This window comes from Kosakonia sp. YIM B13588 (assembly GCF_042788165.1).
GTDB lineage: Bacteria > Pseudomonadota > Gammaproteobacteria > Enterobacterales > Enterobacteriaceae > Kosakonia > Kosakonia sacchari.
On record NZ_JBHZPO010000012.1, the window covers coordinates 1 to 17,337 of the forward strand.

General features: G+C 53.3%; 16 protein-coding genes. 8 read left to right on the forward strand and 8 right to left on the reverse strand.

What is annotated here, in order from left to right; all coding sequences use genetic code 11:
* Positions 1-349 precede the first annotated feature (349 nt).
* Positions 350-1,648 carry an MFS family transporter gene (locus tag ACFX4U_RS18390; RefSeq protein ID WP_305735286.1) on the forward strand — a complete coding sequence of 433 codons (1,299 nt, stop codon included), beginning with the start codon at positions 350-352 and terminating at the stop codon, positions 1,646-1,648.
* A 3-nt stretch (positions 1,649-1,651) separates the two neighbouring features.
* Here ACFX4U_RS18390 and ACFX4U_RS18395 read toward each other — a convergent pair whose 3' ends face one another.
* From ACFX4U_RS18395 to trxC, 5 genes are all read right to left on the reverse strand, one after another.
* Entirely contained in the window at positions 1,652-1,972 is a 321-nt protein-coding gene (locus ACFX4U_RS18395) for a YfiM family lipoprotein (protein WP_305735287.1), read from the reverse strand.
* Positions 1,973-2,017: 45 nt separating this feature from the next.
* Positions 2,018-3,373: a CDP-diacylglycerol--serine O-phosphatidyltransferase gene (pssA, locus tag ACFX4U_RS18400; RefSeq protein WP_313510500.1), complete on the reverse strand. Its 1,356-nt coding sequence runs from the start codon at positions 3,371-3,373 to the stop codon at positions 2,018-2,020.
* Positions 3,374-3,492: 119 nt separating this feature from the next.
* A complete protein-coding gene (gene pat / locus ACFX4U_RS18405) occupies positions 3,493-6,147 on the reverse strand; it encodes a protein lysine acetyltransferase (RefSeq protein ID WP_313510501.1) in 2,655 nt (884 codons plus the stop codon).
* Between the two features lie 32 nt (positions 6,148-6,179).
* Entirely contained in the window at positions 6,180-6,878 is a 699-nt protein-coding gene (locus ACFX4U_RS18410) for a tRNA-uridine aminocarboxypropyltransferase (RefSeq protein WP_313510503.1), read from the reverse strand.
* A gap of 69 nt (positions 6,879-6,947) precedes the next feature.
* Positions 6,948-7,367 carry a thioredoxin TrxC gene (gene trxC / locus ACFX4U_RS18415; protein WP_020454759.1) on the reverse strand — a complete coding sequence of 140 codons (420 nt, stop codon included), beginning with the start codon at positions 7,365-7,367 and terminating at the stop codon, positions 6,948-6,950.
* Positions 7,368-7,571: 204 nt separating this feature from the next.
* On the opposite strand from trxC, the gene ACFX4U_RS18420 reads away from it, so the two are divergent.
* The gene (locus ACFX4U_RS18420; protein ID WP_313510507.1) at positions 7,572-8,690 is read left to right on the forward strand and encodes a tRNA/rRNA methyltransferase; all 1,119 of its coding nucleotides are present in this window, start codon (positions 7,572-7,574) and stop codon (positions 8,688-8,690) included.
* A gap of 208 nt (positions 8,691-8,898) precedes the next feature.
* On the opposite strand, the gene ung is transcribed toward ACFX4U_RS18420, so the two are convergent.
* Positions 8,899-9,588 (reverse strand): uracil-DNA glycosylase, encoded by a 690-nt coding sequence (gene ung / locus ACFX4U_RS18425; RefSeq protein ID WP_305735291.1) that lies wholly within the window; start codon positions 9,586-9,588, stop codon positions 8,899-8,901.
* Between the two features lie 314 nt (positions 9,589-9,902).
* On the opposite strand from ung, the gene grcA reads away from it, so the two are divergent.
* On the forward strand, positions 9,903-10,286 hold the full coding sequence (gene grcA, locus ACFX4U_RS18430) for an autonomous glycyl radical cofactor GrcA (RefSeq protein ID WP_065370323.1): 384 nt from the start codon (positions 9,903-9,905) through the stop codon (positions 10,284-10,286).
* 42 nt (positions 10,287-10,328) lie between these two features.
* Here grcA and srmB read toward each other — a convergent pair whose 3' ends face one another.
* Positions 10,329-11,663, reverse strand: a complete 1,335-nt coding sequence (srmB, locus tag ACFX4U_RS18435) for an ATP-dependent RNA helicase SrmB (RefSeq protein WP_305735292.1) — start codon at positions 11,661-11,663, stop codon at positions 10,329-10,331.
* Positions 11,664-11,690: 27 nt separating this feature from the next.
* Between srmB and ACFX4U_RS18440 the strand changes: the two genes are divergently transcribed.
* Positions 11,691-12,530 (forward strand): tRNA1(Val) (adenine(37)-N6)-methyltransferase, encoded by an 840-nt coding sequence (locus ACFX4U_RS18440; RefSeq protein WP_380218644.1) that lies wholly within the window; start codon positions 11,691-11,693, stop codon positions 12,528-12,530.
* On the opposite strand, the gene nadB is transcribed toward ACFX4U_RS18440, so the two are convergent.
* Complete coding sequence (nadB, locus tag ACFX4U_RS18445; protein ID WP_313510510.1) at positions 12,515-14,134, reverse strand: L-aspartate oxidase; 1,620 nt, start codon at positions 14,132-14,134, stop codon at positions 12,515-12,517. The genes ACFX4U_RS18440 and nadB overlap by 16 nt on opposite strands.
* Positions 14,135-14,557: 423 nt before the next feature.
* Between nadB and rpoE the strand changes: the two genes are divergently transcribed.
* The 4 genes from rpoE to rseC are packed head-to-tail and all read left to right on the forward strand — an operon-like array spanning position 14,558 to position 17,244.
* Positions 14,558-15,133 (forward strand): RNA polymerase sigma factor RpoE, encoded by a 576-nt coding sequence (rpoE, locus tag ACFX4U_RS18450; RefSeq protein ID WP_000003307.1) that lies wholly within the window; start codon positions 14,558-14,560, stop codon positions 15,131-15,133.
* A 31-nt stretch (positions 15,134-15,164) separates the two neighbouring features.
* On the forward strand, positions 15,165-15,815 hold the full coding sequence (gene rseA, locus ACFX4U_RS18455) for an anti-sigma-E factor RseA (protein WP_065370326.1): 651 nt from the start codon (positions 15,165-15,167) through the stop codon (positions 15,813-15,815).
* The gene (gene rseB / locus ACFX4U_RS18460; RefSeq protein ID WP_200550116.1) at positions 15,815-16,768 is read left to right on the forward strand and encodes a sigma-E factor regulatory protein RseB; all 954 of its coding nucleotides are present in this window, start codon (positions 15,815-15,817) and stop codon (positions 16,766-16,768) included. The genes rseA and rseB overlap by 1 nt, the downstream gene beginning before the upstream one ends.
* A complete protein-coding gene (rseC, locus tag ACFX4U_RS18465) occupies positions 16,765-17,244 on the forward strand; it encodes a SoxR-reducing system protein RseC (protein ID WP_017459041.1) in 480 nt (159 codons plus the stop codon). The genes rseB and rseC overlap by 4 nt, the downstream gene beginning before the upstream one ends.
* Positions 17,245-17,337: the final 93 nt, after the last annotated feature.

Below are 17,337 nucleotides of genomic sequence, written 5' to 3' on the forward strand. Positions count from 1 at the left end.
TCGGATGCGGTAAAACATGTCTGTGATAGCGGTTTTAACCTTTCATCTGCCCGACAGAACGCTTCATGTGAAACAGGTAGTAAGCACCCGCAAATTAATCCACTTGCCTGAGCCAGCGCACAACAGGCGTGACTGCCTGCTCAGAACAAAGCCTCATGCGAAAGTTTGGGCTTTTTGTATAAGTCCACATATGCCCCTATTCTGAATTACTTACCTTGCTAAGTTGAAATGTGATGTAAATCACTCCTGAGATATAACAAATGTGTAACATTTTGATTTTTTGCGCTGAGTGGATATGGATATTCACGAGGTTCATATCTCCCAAATATCTAGCAGGAGTATCAATAGAATGGCAGAAAGCAGTGTGACAACACGAGACTCGCTCACCAGCAGCGATACCCGACGCAGAGTATGGGCGATCATTGGCGCTTCATCAGGTAACCTGGTTGAATGGTTTGATTTCTATGTCTACTCCTTTTGCTCCCTCTATTTCGCGCATATCTTTTTCCCCGCCGGCAACGCAACGACTCAGCTATTACAAACGGCGGGGGTTTTTGCCGCAGGCTTTCTGATGCGACCGATCGGCGGCTGGTTATTTGGCCGTATCGCTGACAGGCGCGGACGTAAGGCATCAATGCTTATCTCGGTGTGTATGATGTGCCTGGGATCGCTGGTCATCGCCTGCTTACCCGGTTATGAGTCCATTGGTACCTGGGCGCCAGCATTATTATTGCTGGCGCGCCTGTTCCAGGGGCTATCAGTAGGCGGTGAATACGGTACAAGCGCGACTTATATGAGCGAAGTTGCAGTGGAAGGGCGTAAAGGGTTTTACGCATCATTCCAGTATGTCACGCTGATCGGCGGGCAGTTGCTGGCTTTACTGGTTGTTGTGGTATTGCAACAGGTTCTGAGCGACGAGGATTTACGTGCCTGGGGTTGGCGTATTCCGTTTGCGCTCGGTGCTGCACTGGCTATCGTTGCGCTGTGGCTACGCCGACAACTTGATGAAACCTCGCGGCAAGAGGTACGGACCTTGAAAGAGGCGGGATCGCTAAAAGGGCTGTGGCGTAACCGCAAGGCTTTCATTATGGTGCTTGGTTTTACGGCTGGCGGCTCACTGGCGTTCTACACCTTTACCACCTATATGCAAAAATATCTGGTTAATACCGCCGGAATGCATGCCAACGTTGCCAGCGTCATTATGACAGTTGCGTTATTTGTCTTTATGCTGATTCAACCCGTTATTGGCGCGCTGTCGGATAAGATAGGCCGTCGTAATTCAATGTTGCTGTTCGGCGGTCTTGCCACATTTTGCACTGTCCCGATTCTCAGTGCTCTCCATAGTGTTACTTCACCTTATGCCGCGTTCGCGTTGGTTATGCTGGCGTTAGTGATCGTCAGTTTCTATACCTCGATCAGTGGGATCCTGAAAGCCGAAATGTTCCCGGCGCAGGTTCGTGCGTTAGGTGTCGGGTTATCTTATGCCGTAGCGAATGCGCTGTTTGGTGGTTCGGCTGAGTATGTTGCGCTGTCGCTGAAATCGGTCGGTTTTGAAAGCACTTTTTTCTGGTACGTTACCGTGATGGGCGCATTGGCATTTCTGGTTTCACTGATGCTGCATCGCAAAGGGAAAGGCATCCGGCTTTAGTGTCTATCTTGCCAGTTGCCACACGGCAAAACCAGTTGTGGCGCCGGCAACATCCCATGCGAAATCTTTCCAGCTCCAGCCGCTCCCTGCCGGGCGGCTATCCCATAACTCTTTCGATGCGCCAAGGCTAACAGAAAACATCAGACCATATATCGCACTGCGGTCACGGCTGGTGCCCTGATGTTGCGCGTATTCGTTCCCGGCTGCCGAAAGCATGGCCGAAGCAAGAAAATGTTGCGCTTTATCTTGACCGCTCCAGCTATCGTTCGCCATATGGCTACAGCCTGTCAGCAGCAACGTTGTTGCCAGCAAGGTGTATTTCATTGAAAGACCTGAAAAAAAGCCCCGTCACAGAGACAGGGCTTAATGTTAAAGAATGCGGCTAATCAGCTTATCAATTCGGATACGGCGCAGGCGGCGTATCAGCTTACGCACTTTAACCGGGTAATCCGCAATGCTCTGCAAATCGCGGTAATGATTTACCACGGTGGTGTGCGTGCGAATAAGTTCCAGCTCTTTATCACGCTGTGCGGCCAGCTCATGTTTTGGATCGTGGATAAGCACTGCGTTTTCCAGATCCAGACGCCAGGCGCGTGGGTTCAGGTTGTTCCCGGTGAGCAAGATCCACTCATCGTCAACCCACATCCCTTTCAGGTGGTAGCTGTTATCATCATCTTTCCACAGGCGAACGACGAGCTGATCGGTATTCACGTAATATTGCAGGCGGCTTAAGAAACGACGCAGGTTGATCTCATACAGATAAGGTAACGCGCCGATAATCTTAAACGGCTCATCTTCAGGAATGAAAAAGTCATTCGCCGTCTTATCGCCAACGATTATTTCGACTTTTTTCCCCTCGCGCAGCAACTGAATAATATTGCGAACCAGTACCGCAGGCAGGTTGAAATAGGGCGTACAAATCGTCAGCTTGTGCTCTGCGCACGGCATCAGATGGAAAATCGTCTTATTCAGCAGGCTGGATTTACCCAGACCAACCAGCGGAGTCACTGCCAGTTGTTCGTTATCCGCATCGCCCTGGAAATGGTACGACGCATCGCGCAATTCCTGGCGGAACAGGCGAATATCATTTTTGATTTCCGGGCTTTTCGGACGCTGCAGATCGTCAAGGCGATTCACGCCGCGGCCCTGGATCAGATTCTGCTCAACCCAGCCTTGCATTACGTCCGCCATCTGCGGATTGCGGATCAGCTGATAACGGTCATAGCGGTATTTATCGTGCTGATGCAGGTAAACATCGTTAAGGCTCGCGCCGCTATACAGCACGCAGTCATCAATAATAAAGCCTTTGAAGTGGAGCACGCCAAGCGCTTCGCGGGTATTAACCGGCACGCCGTAAACGGGAACGACAACGCCCGGGTTTTCCTGCGCCAGACGGCAGTACCAGTCCGCATTGGTATTTGACGCTGCTGCGCCAATACGTCCGCGCTGAGCGCGATGCCAGTCTACGAGGACGCGAACATCCAGCTCCGGGCGCTGGCGTTTTGCTTCATACAGCGCGTTCAGAATTCCTTTCCCGCCATCATCCTGCTCAAGATACAGGGCAATGATATAGATCCGGCGCGTCGCGTTGGCTATCTTCGCAAGCAGCGTCGCCCTGAAATCAGCAGGCGCATAGAAGAACTCTATGTCATCAGCTGACTGAGAAATCTTGGGTAATTGGGCAAGGTGTTGTTGATGTTTATTACGCTTAAATTTTGACAACATCACAGTGCGTTTCTTCTCTGTTTATTGAAGGGTCTTCTGTAGCATGCAGACGACATAAGCGGGCAATAATAACACCGAGCCTGCTAAAGTGGTCAACATTTCCAGTACCTTACTCGGGATTACTCTGTCTGGGTCAGATGGAGCGACAAACCGACTATGCCATCTTCCAGTTGGATATCGACATCGAATCCCAGTTTACGCGCCAGCGTCACCATGCCGCGATTATTGGGCATAGTAATACCATTCAAGCGCTTAAGTCCGTGATCCCGGGTATAACTGATGAGCTTTTCAAGTAAACGTCGTCCGAGCCCGAGCCCTTTCAAATCGGATCGCACCAGCACGGCAAATTCAGCGTCGATATTATCCGGATCGGAAATAGCGCGGGTTACGCCCAAAATCTCTTCGCCCTGATCGGTGCTGCGCACGGCCACGAAGGCCATTTCCCGATCGTAGTCGATCTGCGTCATATTCGCTAAATCATCGTGGGTAAATTCGTTGATCTCGCTAAAGTAGCGATAGTAGAGATCTTCTTTGGTCACCATGGCGATAAACGCCTGCAACTGGGGTTCGTCTTCGGGAAGAATCGGTCGGAACAGGCACTGTTCGCCATTTCTCATCTCAACATGTTCTTCCAGATGCTGCGGATAGGGGCGAATCGCAAGACGCGTCTCACCGTTCCCGGCGCTGGGCGCAATAGACATTGTGACATCCAGCGCCGTGAATTCGCTGCCGGAAGCCAGCAAAGGGTGAATATCGAGTCGTTCGATTTCCGGGCAATCGACAATCAAATTTGAGACCTGAACTAAAAACTGGCTCAGACCAGCGATATCCAGCGTGCGTAATGCGCTGCGCCCACGGATCTTTTTACTTTTGATCGCCTGAATGACCAGGTAGCGCGCCAGGTTCATGTTCAGTGGCGGAAGCGCCACTGCGGCTTGATCCTCTGCCCGCCACTCAACGCCGCCTTCACCTAACATGATCAGCGGGCCGAAAACCGGATCGTGTTCGACCACGACACGCAGTTCCTGCGCGCCAGCACGGTTCGCCATGCTCTGCACTTGCAAGCCATGGATGCGCGCCTGCGGCCAGTTCATTTTGACGCGATCGATAATCGCATCAGCAGCCTGCTGCACCTCTTTTGCGGTGCGCAGATAAAGCATTACCCCCTGGACTTCCGACTTATGCGGGATATCCGGAGAGCGCAATTTCAGCGCGACCGGGTAGCCAATCTGTTCGGCGATATGCACGGCTTCCGCACTGTCGCTGGCAATCCATGTTGGCAGCGTTTGTAGCCCCCAGGCGCGCAGGATCGGTTGTACTTCGTGGGTATCCAGCGTTGATGCGCCATCGGCCAGCGCCTGCTGCAGAAGGTTGTGCGCTGCGGCAGTATCAGCTGTCAGGCTCACGGAGATCGCCGGTGTTTCACGCAGTTGCTTCTGGTTTCGCCGATATTCCACCATATGCATAAAGGCCGTAATGGTGCCTTCCGGGGTTCGATAAGTCGGCAACCCGGCTTCGCTGAACAGACGCCGTGCTTCCTGCGAGGAAAACTCACCGCACCAGTTGGTCAATACGGTGACGTATTTCCCGCGCGGGTGTTTTTTCAGCGCGTCAATTAACGCCACCGCGCTTTCGCTGCCAGGCGCTGCGGCGCTGGGTGCGTGGATCACCATCAGCGCATCGTAATCCTGGCTGTCGAGCAGAATATTCAACGCTGCGATGTAACGCTCGCTGCTGGCGTCATCGCGTAAGTCCAGCGGGTTAGCGGGTTCCACATACTCCGGCAGTACGGCGCGCAGCTGCGTGATCGTCTCTTCACTCAGCGTGGCCAGCTTGCCGTTGCGTGACCACAGTTCGTCGAGTGCCAATGCGGCGGGTGCCGCGCCATTACTGATGATCATCAACCGTTCGCCGCGCAACGGGCGCATATGGCTGAGCGTTTCGACGGCGGAAAAAAGCTCATGGGTATCCTGTACCCGCAATAAACCGGCGCGCTGAATAGCCGCATCCCAGGCCGGATCGAGCCCCGCATGGGAATGCAGCAGACGCTGCGCTTCCGGGCTGCGCCCGCTTTTTATGACCAGAATCGGTTTATTACGCGATGCACTACGTGCGGCGGAAACAAAGCGGCGGGCATCACTTAGCTGTTCCAGATAGAGCAGAATGGCGCTGGTTTTACTGTCGCGCGCCAGGAAATCGAGCAGTTCATCAACATCAATATCGAGGCTATCGCCGAGTGCGATGAAATAAGAAAACCCCATTTCCCGCTGCTGCGCCCAGTCGAGTATGGTATTAGAGACGGCGGCAGACTGGGAAATAAACGCCAGTTTGCCGCGTGTAATCGGCACCGGCGAGAAACTGGCGTTCAGCCCTTGCCAGGGAGCGAGTAAGCCCAGGCTGTTCGGGCCAAGCAACCGCATCTGGTAGCGGCCTGCGCAGGCGAGCAAATCGGCATGTTGCTCTGGTGGAGCGGAAAGGATAATGCAGGTTTTACACCCCTTTTGGCCGAGCGCCTCAAGCAGCGTCAAATTACGTTTTGCGTGGGTACACAACACCGCAAGATCGGGCGTGAAAGGCAGGCTGGCGACATCCGGCCATGCCAGCACGCCCTGTACCGCTTTATAGGCGGGCGTCACCGGTAAGACAGGACCTGCGAAACCGCCTGCCAGCAAATTGCGCATCATTAAAAAACCCGCGCGATCCGGCTTCATAGATGCACCCACCACCGCAATCGATCGGGGACGTAATAACGCTTCCAGTCCTCGTTGGCTCATACCGGCCTCCGCAAAAGAGTGACCCGATGATATTAAACGTTTTCTGCGGTGTTTGCTGTGATGGCGGGCGAATGATGCGGTTTCCCTGCCAGGTAACGTTCACGAAACAGAGTGAAGTGATCGCCGAGCGCTTGCGCGGCGGTGTTATCGCCAGCCAGATCCAACAGAGCAATGGCCACTTCCGCCGTGCAGTATTGATCGTCTGCGTGCGCTTCCCGTAAGCGATAAGCAGACACGCGTGACAGATCGACGGAGATAACTGGTAATGCATCCAGATAGGGGCTTTTGCGAAACATTTTCCGCGCTTCGGTCCAGGTGCCATCCAGCATAATAAACAGTGGCGGTTTGCCGGCGGCCGGGGTGCTCAACACCTGACGTTCGCTACCTGCATACGAAGCAGGGAAGACGACCATCGGTTGGTACGCTTCGCTGGCGCATAAATCGATTAGCGCTTGCGGTGGCTCGGTACGCGACCATTGAAAAGCCTGCGTGTCAGGCAGGATATCGGCAATCAAACGCCCCGTGTTACTGGGTTTCATTGGCTCGGTGTCGAACATGACCAGGCAAAAACGGCTGTTGGCACAAGCCGGTTTTAAGGTATCACACAGACAGTTTTTCAGCGGCAGCAGGCAGCGCTGGCAGCGGCGAATACGGTTGCCACGCGCCAGAAACGGGCGCGTCGAGCGGGCAAGGCGCTCAGCACGGAGTTGGAGAACAGCGTTATTGGTCATGAAGGTCGCGCAAGAAAAACGCCATTGTCGCAGAGCTGAAAACGGGGCACAAGATGCGCCCCGAAGGGATTACAGTGATTCGTTAAGCCAGCTGTCGAACGGCGCTTTGGGCATCGCGCCGCTTAGCATGTCCACCACTTCGCCATTTTTGAACAACATAATGGTTGGAATACTGCGAATGCGGAAACGGGCGCTAAGCTCGCGTTCGGCTTCGGTGTTAACTTTTACAAAGCGGACTTTACCGCTGCGCTCTTCCGCGACATCTTCGAAAATCGGTGCGAAGTTGCGGCACGGGCCGCACCATGGCGCCCAGAAATCGACAACCACAGGGAGGTCATCTTTCAGCAGTTTATCCAGGGTTTCGCCAGTCGCATTGATCACATCTCCATCGAACAGCTCATGTCCACAGCGCCCACATTTCGCGCCGTCGTTCATTCTTTCTTCAGGAATGCGGTTCAGCGCCTGACAGCTTGCACATACGGTATTCATAACTAACCTCAGGGAAGCGATGGTACAAAGCGGCGTTTCGCCGGTATGTTTCTTCAATGTTACATATTATTGATAAGAAGGTTTTAAACGACAACGCGTTTTATTCAATGAGTACAATAGCCGATAACTTTTGAACGAATTAATGGCTAAGCGCCAGCACATCAGGTAATCTGCGCGCTTCGCGCAGCGCTGGTGGAGAAAAGCATGAACGATGAATTAAAGAATAAAAGCGGCAAGGTCAAAGTGATGTATGTCCGCAGTGATGATGATTCCGATAAACGTGGCTACAACCCGCGCACCGGGAAAGGGCCAGCGCGTAGCGGAACGTCTTCGCGCGGTGGCGATGACCGTCGCACCTCCCGCGATGATAAAGGTCGTGCTGGCCGTGACGACAGAAGTCGTTCTGCCCGCGATGACCGGGGCCGCCCTGCGCGTGATGACAGAAGCCGCCCGCAGCGAGACAATTTCAGCAATCAGAGTGATTCGCCGTGGCGTACCGTTTCCCGCGCGCCGGGCGACGAAACGCCGGAAAAACCGGATCACGGTGGTATTAGCGGTAAAAGTTTTATCGATCCGGAAGTGCTGCGCCGCCAGCGCGCGGAAGAGACGCGCGTCTACGGCGAAAATGCCTGCCAGGCACTGTTCAGCAGCCGTCCTGAATCGATTGTTCGCGCCTGGTTTGTGCAGAGCGTGACCCCACGTTTTAAAGAAGCCCTGCGCTGGATGGCCGCGAACCGTAAAGCGTATCACGTGGTTGATGAAGACGAACTGGCGAAAGCCTCCGGCACGGAACACCACGGCGGCGTGTGTTTCCTGATCAAAAAGCGTAATGGTCTGAGCGTCCAGAAATGGGTGGCGAATGCTGCAGAAGAAGATTGCGTGCTGGCGCTGGAAGATGTGGGCAACCCGCACAACCTCGGTGCAATTATGCGTAGCTGCGCGCATTTCGGTGTGAAAGGCGTGGTGCTGCAGGATGCGGCAGTGGTTGAATCTGGCGCGGCAGTCCGTACCGCAGAAGGCGGCGCGGAACATGTTCAGCCGATCACCGGCGATAGCTTTGTCGATGCGCTGGAAGAGTTCCGTCAGGCGGGTTACGCGCTGGTGACGACTTCCAGCCATAACGGGACGCCGCTGTTTAAAGCCGAGTTGCCGAAAAAGATGGTACTGGTGCTGGGCCAGGAGCGTGATGGTTTGTCTGATGTGACGCTGTCTCGTGCAGGTTTAAGCGTCTCAATTGAAGGCACCGGCAACGTTGAAAGCCTCAACGTTTCTGTCGCAACCGGCGTGTTGCTGGCAGAGTGGTGGCGTCAAAATAAAGCCTGATAACGCAACGTCAGGTGTATTAAAAAATGCCAGCGTAATGCTGGCATTTTTTTATTCCACTCACTGAAAACCACATCTTGCGGGCGTGGTTATCAACATGCTTTGGCTCTGTTTTATTGCCTTTGGATTTCAATCTCACGAGCCAGGCAGAGGCTTTAGTGCGTCCTTCCTGAGCGTAATCATTGCCGTCTCTTATAAGGGCGGATTTTTACTCACTTTCTGCCGGGAGTGTCGGCATCCAGTCGATTGGCGCTTCGCCCTGTTTTTCCAGCCATTGATTCGCCAGGACGAAATGGTTACAGCCAAAAAATCCACGGTGCGCGGAGAGCGGTGATGGATGCGGTGCTTTCAGAACATGATGGCGTTTTGTGTCGATAATCGCCCCTTTCTTCTGCGCGTGCGAACCCCAAAGCAGAAATACCACACCTTCGCGATGCTCGTTAATCAGGCTAATCACTTTATCGGTGAAGGTTTCCCAGCCGAGGCTTGCATGCGAGTGCGCCTGACCGGCGCGCACAGTGAGCACGGTATTAAGTAGCAGCACGCCCTGACGCGCCCAGCTTTCGAGATAACCATGTTGCGGGCGGACGAAACCCGGAATGCTGGCTTCCAGCTCTTTATACATATTCAGCAGAGAAGGGGGAGGCGCAATGCCCGGAAGAACAGAAAATGCCAAACCGTGGGCTTGTCCCGGGCCGTGGTAAGGATCCTGACCGAGGATTACAACTTTGACATCGCCAAGCTCAGTGAAGCGAAAGGCGTTAAATACATCTTTCTGCGGCGGATAGATGGTTATCCCGGACTGGCGCTCAGCGGCCACCGTGCTAAGGGTGTTAATAAAGTACGGCTGCTGTTTTTCTTCTGCCAGCACATCATGCCATGTTAATGAAGTGGTCATCCCGCTCTCCTGCGAATTTCGTTCCCCGTAGCTTAACTGCTTATTTCCCCGGAACAAAATTCACTGTCATACGTGAACGATAAATCTAAAAATATTTTTAAAATTTACAAAAATTTTAAGTCAGCGCGATTGGCATAACTTGATATAAAACAAGTGTATTCCCCAATAGCCTTTTTTGCTGTGTGGTTTTTATTGATTTAAATCAAAGAATGCCGCATGTCGGACTGGTATATAAACAATCAGACAACAATGGTTTTACCAATTGGCCGGAAAGACTCCGGCGAATCAAATAATGTGCCTAAGGGAGGCTATTCATGATTACTGGTATCCAGATTACTAAAGCTGCCAATGACAACCTGCTGAATTCGTTCTGGCTGCTCGATAACGAAAAAGGCGAAGCACGTTGCGTGTGTGCCAAAGCGGGTTATGCAGAAGATGAAGTTGTTGCGGTTAGCAAACTCGGTGATATCGAATACCGTGAAATTCCGATGGAAGTGAAGCCGGAAGTGCGCGTTGAAGGCGGCCAGCACCTGAACGTTAACGTGCTGCGTCGTGAAACACTGCTTGATGCCGTTGAACACCCGGAAAAATACCCACAGCTGACGATTCGTGTATCCGGTTATGCTGTGCGTTTTAACTCTCTGACTCCAGAACAGCAGCGCGACGTGATTGCTCGTACCTTTACTGAAAGCCTGTAATTTCAGGCACACATAAAAACGCCGGGATATCCCGGCGTTTTTTTACTCTTCTGTATTTTGCGGCGCGGTACTTGCAGCGCTCGGCTTACGTCGTTTGCCAATGTTTTTGGTGTCACGATGGCGTTGCTTCACACGCGGCTTCTCTTTTTCTTTCTCTTTTTTCTTCTCTTCGCGCTTCGCCAGCACTTTCTTCGACGGTTTGCCTGTCAGCTTTTCACTGGGCGCTCGCGTTTTTGCTCGCAATTCGTCTATCACGCGCGGCTTAAGCGGTTCTTCAACATAACGGCCAATTTTACCCAGCAGCAGATGATCGTGCGCTTCGACCAGAGAAATCGCGGTGCCTTTACGGCCTGCGCGACCCGTACGACCGATGCGGTGCAGGTAGGTATCGCCGCTGCGCGGCAGATCGAAGTTAAAGACGTGGCTGACATCGTCGATATCAATGCCGCGAGCGGCGACATCGGTGGCGACCAGTACATTCACACGGCCTTCCGTCAGGCGTTTAATCGCTTCGTTACGCTTCGCCTGTACCATCTCACCTTCGAGATAGCAGTTGTTAATGCCCGCTTCACGCAGCCAGTTTGCCAGCTCATGCACGCGCTCGCGTTTACGCACAAACACGATAGAGCGGCTAACTTCAGGTTGCTTGAGCAGATGCACCAGCAGCGCTGTCTTATGTGCGACGTCGTCGGCACGGTAGTACCACTGGTGAATTTTCTTGCGCTCACGCGTTGATGGTGTGGCAGAAACTTCGACAGGATCTTCCAGCAGGCGCTCGGCAAAATTTTTAATCGCCTCGCCTTCCAGTGTTGCGGAGAACAGCATGGTCTGCTTGCGCCAGCGGGTTTCACCGGCAATATGTTCGATATCTTGCGCGAAGCCCATGTCCAGCATGCGGTCTGCTTCATCAAGGATCAGCGTCTCTACCGCGCGGCAGTCGAAGTTTTCTTCTTTAATATATTGCAGCAGGCGGCCAGTGGTCGCGACCACGATATCCTGGTTTTCGCTGAACACTTCCGCGTGGTTCATATACGCTACACCGCCGGTAATGGTGGCGATATCCAGATGCGTGTTAGCGGCAAGCTCACGCGCGTGATCGGCCACTTGCATCGCCAGCTCGCGGGTCGGCGTCAGGATCAGGATGCGCGGCGGGCCGGATTTTTTACGCGGAAAGTCCAGAAGGTGCTGCAACGCAGGCAGCAGATATGCCGCTGTTTTACCGGTGCCGGTAGGGGCGGAACCGAGGACATCACGCCCTTCAAGCGCAGGCGGAATGGCGGCGGCCTGGATGGCGGTCGGGCGTGTAAAGCCTTTACTCTGGAGCGCGTCCAGCAGGCTGTCGTCAAGTTCGAGTTCGGAAAAAGTCGTTACAGTCATGATCTACCTCTGTGTGGGGCGCCGATTATAGACGTTACGGCTGCAATCTTCATCTGTTGTCTGCTTATCGCTTTTCCAGCGCTTTGCTTTCCCCTATGCTACACCGGTTTCCGAATTGAGGTTGTAAAGATGTCCCAGTCAAAGGCTCAGTTGCGCCGTGACGGCTTCACGTTTAAAGAATTCTTTGTTGCTCACGATCGCTGTGCCATGAAAGTGGGCACCGATGGGGTGATGTTAGGCGCATGGGCGCCAGTTTCCAAAGCGCGGCATGTGCTGGACATTGGTACCGGTAGTGGGCTGCTCGCGCTGATGCTGGCGCAACGCACATCGCCAGAAGTAAAAATTGATGCTGTCGAGCTGGATGAGCAAGCAGCGGAGCAGGCGCAGGAAAACGTTCAGGCTTCGCCGTGGGCTGAGCGCATTACCGTGCATCAGGCGGATATCTGCCAGTGGAGCATAGAAAACACCGCGCGCTACGATCTGATTGTCAGCAACCCGCCCTATTTTGATGAAGGGGTACAATGCGCCACGCCGGAGCGCGAAAAAGCGCGCTATACCACAACGCTCGATCATCAGTCCTTGCTGGAAATTGGCGCAACGCTGATTACGGAAGAGGGTTTTTTCTGCGTCGTTCTGCCGATTGAAATCAGCGAAGCCTTTGTCAGCAAAGCGCAGACACTGGGCTGGCATCTGCGTTTGCGTACGGATGTTACTGAAACAGAAAGCCGTTTGCCTCATCGCGTCCTGTTGGCATTCTCTCCGCGAGACGGCGAATTGTTTGCCGATCGTCTGGTGATCCGTGGGTCAGATCAGCGTTACTCAGAGAGTTACACCGCGCTGACCCAGGCGTTTTATCTGTTTATGTAGTTTTGTGGCGAGAGCACTGTCGGGCCGGATTCCGGCAGTAAATCGGGGTAATCCAGCGTGAAATGTAACCCACGGCTCTCTTTGCGCGCCATTGCACAGCGGACAATTAACTCCGCGACTTGCACCAGGTTGCGCAACTCCAGCAGGTTATTCGAAACACGGAAGTTCGCGTAGTACTCATCGATTTCCTGCTGCAACAACGTAATACGGCGCTGCGCCCGTTCAAGGCGTTTAGTGGTGCGCACAATGCCGACGTAATCCCACATAAACAGCCGTAATTCGTGCCAGTTGTGTTGCAGAATCACCCGTTCATCGGCATCGTCCACGCGGCTTTCATCCCATGCTGGAAGCGTCGTAGCCGCCTGGGCATGCGGTATCCGGTGGGCGATATCTTCCGCCGCCGACCAGCCATAGACCAGGCACTCCAGCAGCGAATTCGACGCCATGCGGTTCGCGCCGTGTAAACCGCTATAGCTCACTTCCCCAATCGCATACAGCCCGTCGACATCGGTACGCCCGCGATCGTCAATCATGACGCCGCCGCAGGTGTAATGTGCTGCAGGTACAATCGGAACGGGTTCTTTGGTTAAATCAATGCCAAGCCCGAGCAACTTTTCATAAATCATCGGGAAATGGTGACGAATAAATTCAGCCGGTTTATGGCTAATATCGAGATACATGCAATCGACGCCGAGACGTTTCATTTCATGATCGATCGCGCGGGCGACCACATCGCGTGGCGCTAATTCACCTCGCGCGTCAAAATCGGGCATGAAACGCGTGCCGTCCGGGCGTTTCAGATGAGCGCCTTCACCGCGTAATGCTTCCGTGAGCAGGAAATTGCGTGCTTGCGGGTGGAACAGTGCAGTAGGGTGAAATTGATTAAACTCCAGATTCGCCACCCGGCAGCCCGCACGCCAGGCCATTGCAATGCCGTCACCGGAGGCGATATCCGGATTGGTGGTGTACTGATAGACCTTCGAGGCACCGCCGGTTGCCAGCACCACGGCTTTTGCCTGACAGGTTTCCACCTGTTCTTTATTACGGTTCCACACCCACGCGCCCACTACGCGGCGCGTTCCGGCCAGGCCAATTTTGTCGGAGATAATCAGATCCACCGCATTGCAGCGCTCAAGCACGCGAATGTTCGGATGGTTAATCGCCTGGGTGACCAGCGTGTTTTCGACCTCTTTGCCGGTCGCGTCGGCGCTATGCAGAATGCGGCGGTGGCTATGGCCGCCTTCACGCGTGAGGTGGTAACTGGCTTCGCCGTTGGCAGCGACTTCGGTATCAAACAACACGCCTTGATCAATCAGCCACTGGACACACTGGCGCGCGTTGCTGGCGACAAACTCCGCTGCGTGGCGCTCAACAATTCCGGCGCCGGCAATGAGCGTATCTTCCACATGCGATTCGATGCTGTCGGTTTCATCAAATACCGCAGCGATACCGCCCTGAGCATAAAATGTCGAACCTTCGCTAATGGGCCCTTTGCTTAAAACAATGACCTTATGTTTGTCTGCAAGCCGCAAAGCCACCGAAAGACCGGCCGCGCCGCTGCCGATGACCAGTACATCACAGGAGAGTTCAGGAGTCGTTTTCATGGTTTGTTTAATTTACTAAACAGTGTTTGCGCAGCATAGCACCGTAAGTTGGAGATGATCACTGTTTTTTGCGCTTTTTGTACTAATGACTAAACATGATGAGCGGGTCGGAAATATCCATCCGGGAAAAAGATATTAAGAAGCAGTTTGTTAGCTAAGGTGTATTAGAGGTGAAAAAAAAGCGGTATTGCGTTACTCTCTGGCGATCTTAAGGTCTTTTCTTTGAGAAAACACATTGTTCAAAGTTTGCAGACTTATAATGAGTCAGAATGAAAAGTCTGTAGAACGATGCACAAAAACAAAGGCGTAACGGAACTTTATTACAGACCGGTCCTCTAATTGGCTGCTTGCTCATATTGTGCAGTATTGGAGTGGCGTTTCTGGATACGCGTGGAAATTGGTTTTGGGGAGACTTTACCTCGGATGAGCGAGCAGTTAACGGATCAGGTCCTGGTCGAAAGGGTCCAGAAAGGAGATCAGAAAGCGTTCAACTTACTGGTGGTGCGCTACCAGCATAAAGTGGCGAGTCTGGTTTCCCGTTATGTCCCTTCGGGCGATGTGCCTGATGTCGTACAAGAGTCATTTATAAAAGCCTATCGCGCGCTTGATTCATTCAGGGGGGATAGTGCTTTTTATACCTGGCTGTACCGAATTGCGGTTAATACAGCGAAAAATTACCTGGTTGCCCAAGGGCGCAGACCGCCATCCAGTGATGTAGACGCAATTGAAGCAGAAAACTTCGAAAGTGGCGGTGCACTGAAAGAAATTTCGAACCCTGAGAACTTAATGTTGTCAGAAGAACTGCGACAAATAGTTTTCCGTACCATTGAGTCGCTCCCGGAAGATTTACGCATGGCAATAACGTTGCGGGAGCTGGATGGCCTGAGTTATGAAGAGATTGCGGCCATAATGGATTGTCCGGTAGGTACCGTTCGTTCGCGTATCTTCCGTGCGCGGGAAGCTATTGATAATAAAGTTCAACCGCTTATCAGGCGTTGACGATAGCGGGATACTGAAAAAGGTATTAGGCATGCAGAAAGAACAACTTTCCGCTTTAATGGATGGTGAAACGCTGGATAGTGAGCTGCTCGTTGAGTTGTCTCAGGATCCGGAAATGCAGAAAACCTGGGAGAGCTACCATCTCATCCGCGATTCCATGCGTGGTGATACCGCCGATCTCCTCCATTTCGATATCTCAGCCCAAGTAATGGCTGCGATTGAGAAAGACGCTGTTCAGGCGCCGGCGCCGTTGATTCCTGAAGCTCAGCCCGCTCCTCACCAATGGCAGAAAATGCCGTTCTGGCACAAAGTTCGACCATGGGCCAGCCAGCTTACTCAGATGGGCGTCGCGGCATGCGTATCGCTTGCTGTAATTGTTGGCGTCCAGCACTATAATGGCTCGGCTGAATCAACCCAACAGCCCGAAGCGCCAGTGTTTAATACGCTGCCGATGATGGGTAAAGCCAGTCCGGTGAGTTTGGGTGTTCCGTCTGATGCGACGGCAAATGCCGGTCAGCAACAGCAGGTGCAGGAACAACGTCGTCGCATTAATGCGATGCTGCAGGATTACGAACTGCAACGCCGTCTGCACTCCGAACAGCTTCAGTTTGAGCAGGCGCAAACACAGCAAGCCGCTGTTCAAGTGCCAGGAAATCAAACTTTAGGAACGCAATCGCAGTAATGAAGCAACTTTGGTGTGCCATGTCTTTTGTGGCTACTGGCTTGTTCTTCTCTGTCAACGCCTCGGCTGATGTTTCGTCCGGGGCGTTGCTGCAGCAAATGAACGTGGCGAGCCAGTCGCTCAACTACGAACTCTCTTTCGTCAGCATCAATAAGCAGGGTGTTGAATCGTTACGTTACCGCCATGTGCGTCTTAACGATCAGCCGCTTGCGCAGTTGTTGCAAATGGACGGCCCCCGCCGCGAAGTGGTGCAGCGTGGCAATGAGATCAGCTACTTCGAACCGGGTCTTGAACCTTTCACGCTTAACGGCAACTTCATCGTCGATTCACTGCCGTCGCTGGTTTATACCGACTTCAAACGTCTTTCTCCCTATTACGATTTCATCTCAGTCGGCCGCACGCGCATTGCTGACCGGTTGTGCGAAGTGATCCGCGTTGTGGCGCGTGATGGCACCCGTTATAGCTATATCGTGTGGATGGATGAAGAAACCCGCCTGCCGATGCGCGTTGATTTGCTTGATCGTGATGGCGAAACCCTTGAACAGTTCCGCGTTATTGCGGTTACCGTTAACGGTCAGGTGACTAACAGCATGCAAACACTGGCGAAAGCCAGTTTGCCACCGCTGCTTTCACTTCCGGCTGGCGATAAAGTGGTATTTAACTGGGAACCGGCCTGGTTGCCACAGGGGTTTAGCGAAGTATCCAGCAGCCGTCGCCAACTGCCGACCATGGATATGCCCGTTGAGTCTCGCCTCTATTCCGATGGTTTGTTCAGCTTCTCCGTTAACGTTAACCGTGCGAATCAGAATAGCGCCGATCAGATGTTGCGTACCGGTCGTCGTACCGTTAGCACAACGGTTCGCGATAACGCCGAAATTACTGTCGTCGGTGAATTGCCGCCGCAAACCGCAAAACGTATTGCGGACAGTCTCAAATTTAAGGCCGCACAATGATAAAAGAGTGGGCGACCGTCGTTTCCTGGCAAAATGGTAGCGCGCTGGTTGAATGTGATGTCAAAGCTTCCTGTAGCAGCTGCGCTTCGCGTGCCGGTTGCGGCAGCCGTGTGCTGAATAAACTCGGTCCGCAAACCACGCACACTATTGCGGTACCGAGCGCAGAACCGTTGGTTGCCGGGCAGAAGGTTGAATTAGGCATCGCCGAGAGCAGCCTGCTGGGCTCAGCGGTGTTGGTCTATATGTCGCCGCTGGTAGGCCTGTTTGTCATGGGGGCTATTTTCCAGGCGCTCTTCGGCCAGGATCTCGCAGCGCTTTGCGGCGCGGTGCTTGGCGGCGTTGGCGGCTTTTTACTCGCCCGCGGTTTATCGCCAAAGCTAGCCACACGCAGCGAATGGCAGCCGGTTATTCTCAGCGTCGGTCTGCCTCCGGATCTTATCCGCGTCGACAACGCATCTGCGGAAAGCCAGCCGTAATATCCTCTTTAAGTCTTACGATAATAGCGATACTTTTCTGCCTGGTATCAGCATTTCCCCGCATTGTTGTTGTAGTGTAGAATGCGGCGTTTC

What these genes read in the sequence shown, in the direction of transcription:
- ACFX4U_RS18390 (WP_305735286.1), top strand. Translation starts at nt 350, where the DNA reads ATGGCAGAAAGCAGTGTGACAACACGAGACTCGCTCACCAGCAGCGAT.
- ACFX4U_RS18395 (WP_305735287.1), bottom strand. Translation starts at nt 1,972, where the DNA reads ATGAAATACACCTTGCTGGCAACAACGTTGCTGCTGACAGGCTGTAGC.
- pssA (WP_313510500.1), bottom strand. Translation starts at nt 3,373, where the DNA reads ATGTTGTCAAAATTTAAGCGTAATAAACATCAACAACACCTTGCCCAA.
- pat (WP_313510501.1), bottom strand. Translation starts at nt 6,147, where the DNA reads ATGAGCCAACGAGGACTGGAAGCGTTATTACGTCCCCGATCGATTGCG.
- ACFX4U_RS18410 (WP_313510503.1), bottom strand. Translation starts at nt 6,878, where the DNA reads ATGACCAATAACGCTGTTCTCCAACTCCGTGCTGAGCGCCTTGCCCGC.
- trxC (WP_020454759.1), bottom strand. Translation starts at nt 7,367, where the DNA reads ATGAATACCGTATGTGCAAGCTGTCAGGCGCTGAACCGCATTCCTGAA.
- ACFX4U_RS18420 (WP_313510507.1), top strand. Translation starts at nt 7,572, where the DNA reads ATGAACGATGAATTAAAGAATAAAAGCGGCAAGGTCAAAGTGATGTAT.
- ung (WP_305735291.1), bottom strand. Translation starts at nt 9,588, where the DNA reads ATGACCACTTCATTAACATGGCATGATGTGCTGGCAGAAGAAAAACAG.
- grcA (WP_065370323.1), top strand. Translation starts at nt 9,903, where the DNA reads ATGATTACTGGTATCCAGATTACTAAAGCTGCCAATGACAACCTGCTG.
- srmB (WP_305735292.1), bottom strand. Translation starts at nt 11,663, where the DNA reads ATGACTGTAACGACTTTTTCCGAACTCGAACTTGACGACAGCCTGCTG.
- nadB (WP_313510510.1), bottom strand. Translation starts at nt 14,134, where the DNA reads ATGAAAACGACTCCTGAACTCTCCTGTGATGTACTGGTCATCGGCAGC.
- rpoE (WP_000003307.1), top strand. Translation starts at nt 14,558, where the DNA reads ATGAGCGAGCAGTTAACGGATCAGGTCCTGGTCGAAAGGGTCCAGAAA.
- rseA (WP_065370326.1), top strand. Translation starts at nt 15,165, where the DNA reads ATGCAGAAAGAACAACTTTCCGCTTTAATGGATGGTGAAACGCTGGAT.
- rseB (WP_200550116.1), top strand. Translation starts at nt 15,815, where the DNA reads ATGAAGCAACTTTGGTGTGCCATGTCTTTTGTGGCTACTGGCTTGTTC.
- rseC (WP_017459041.1), top strand. Translation starts at nt 16,765, where the DNA reads ATGATAAAAGAGTGGGCGACCGTCGTTTCCTGGCAAAATGGTAGCGCG.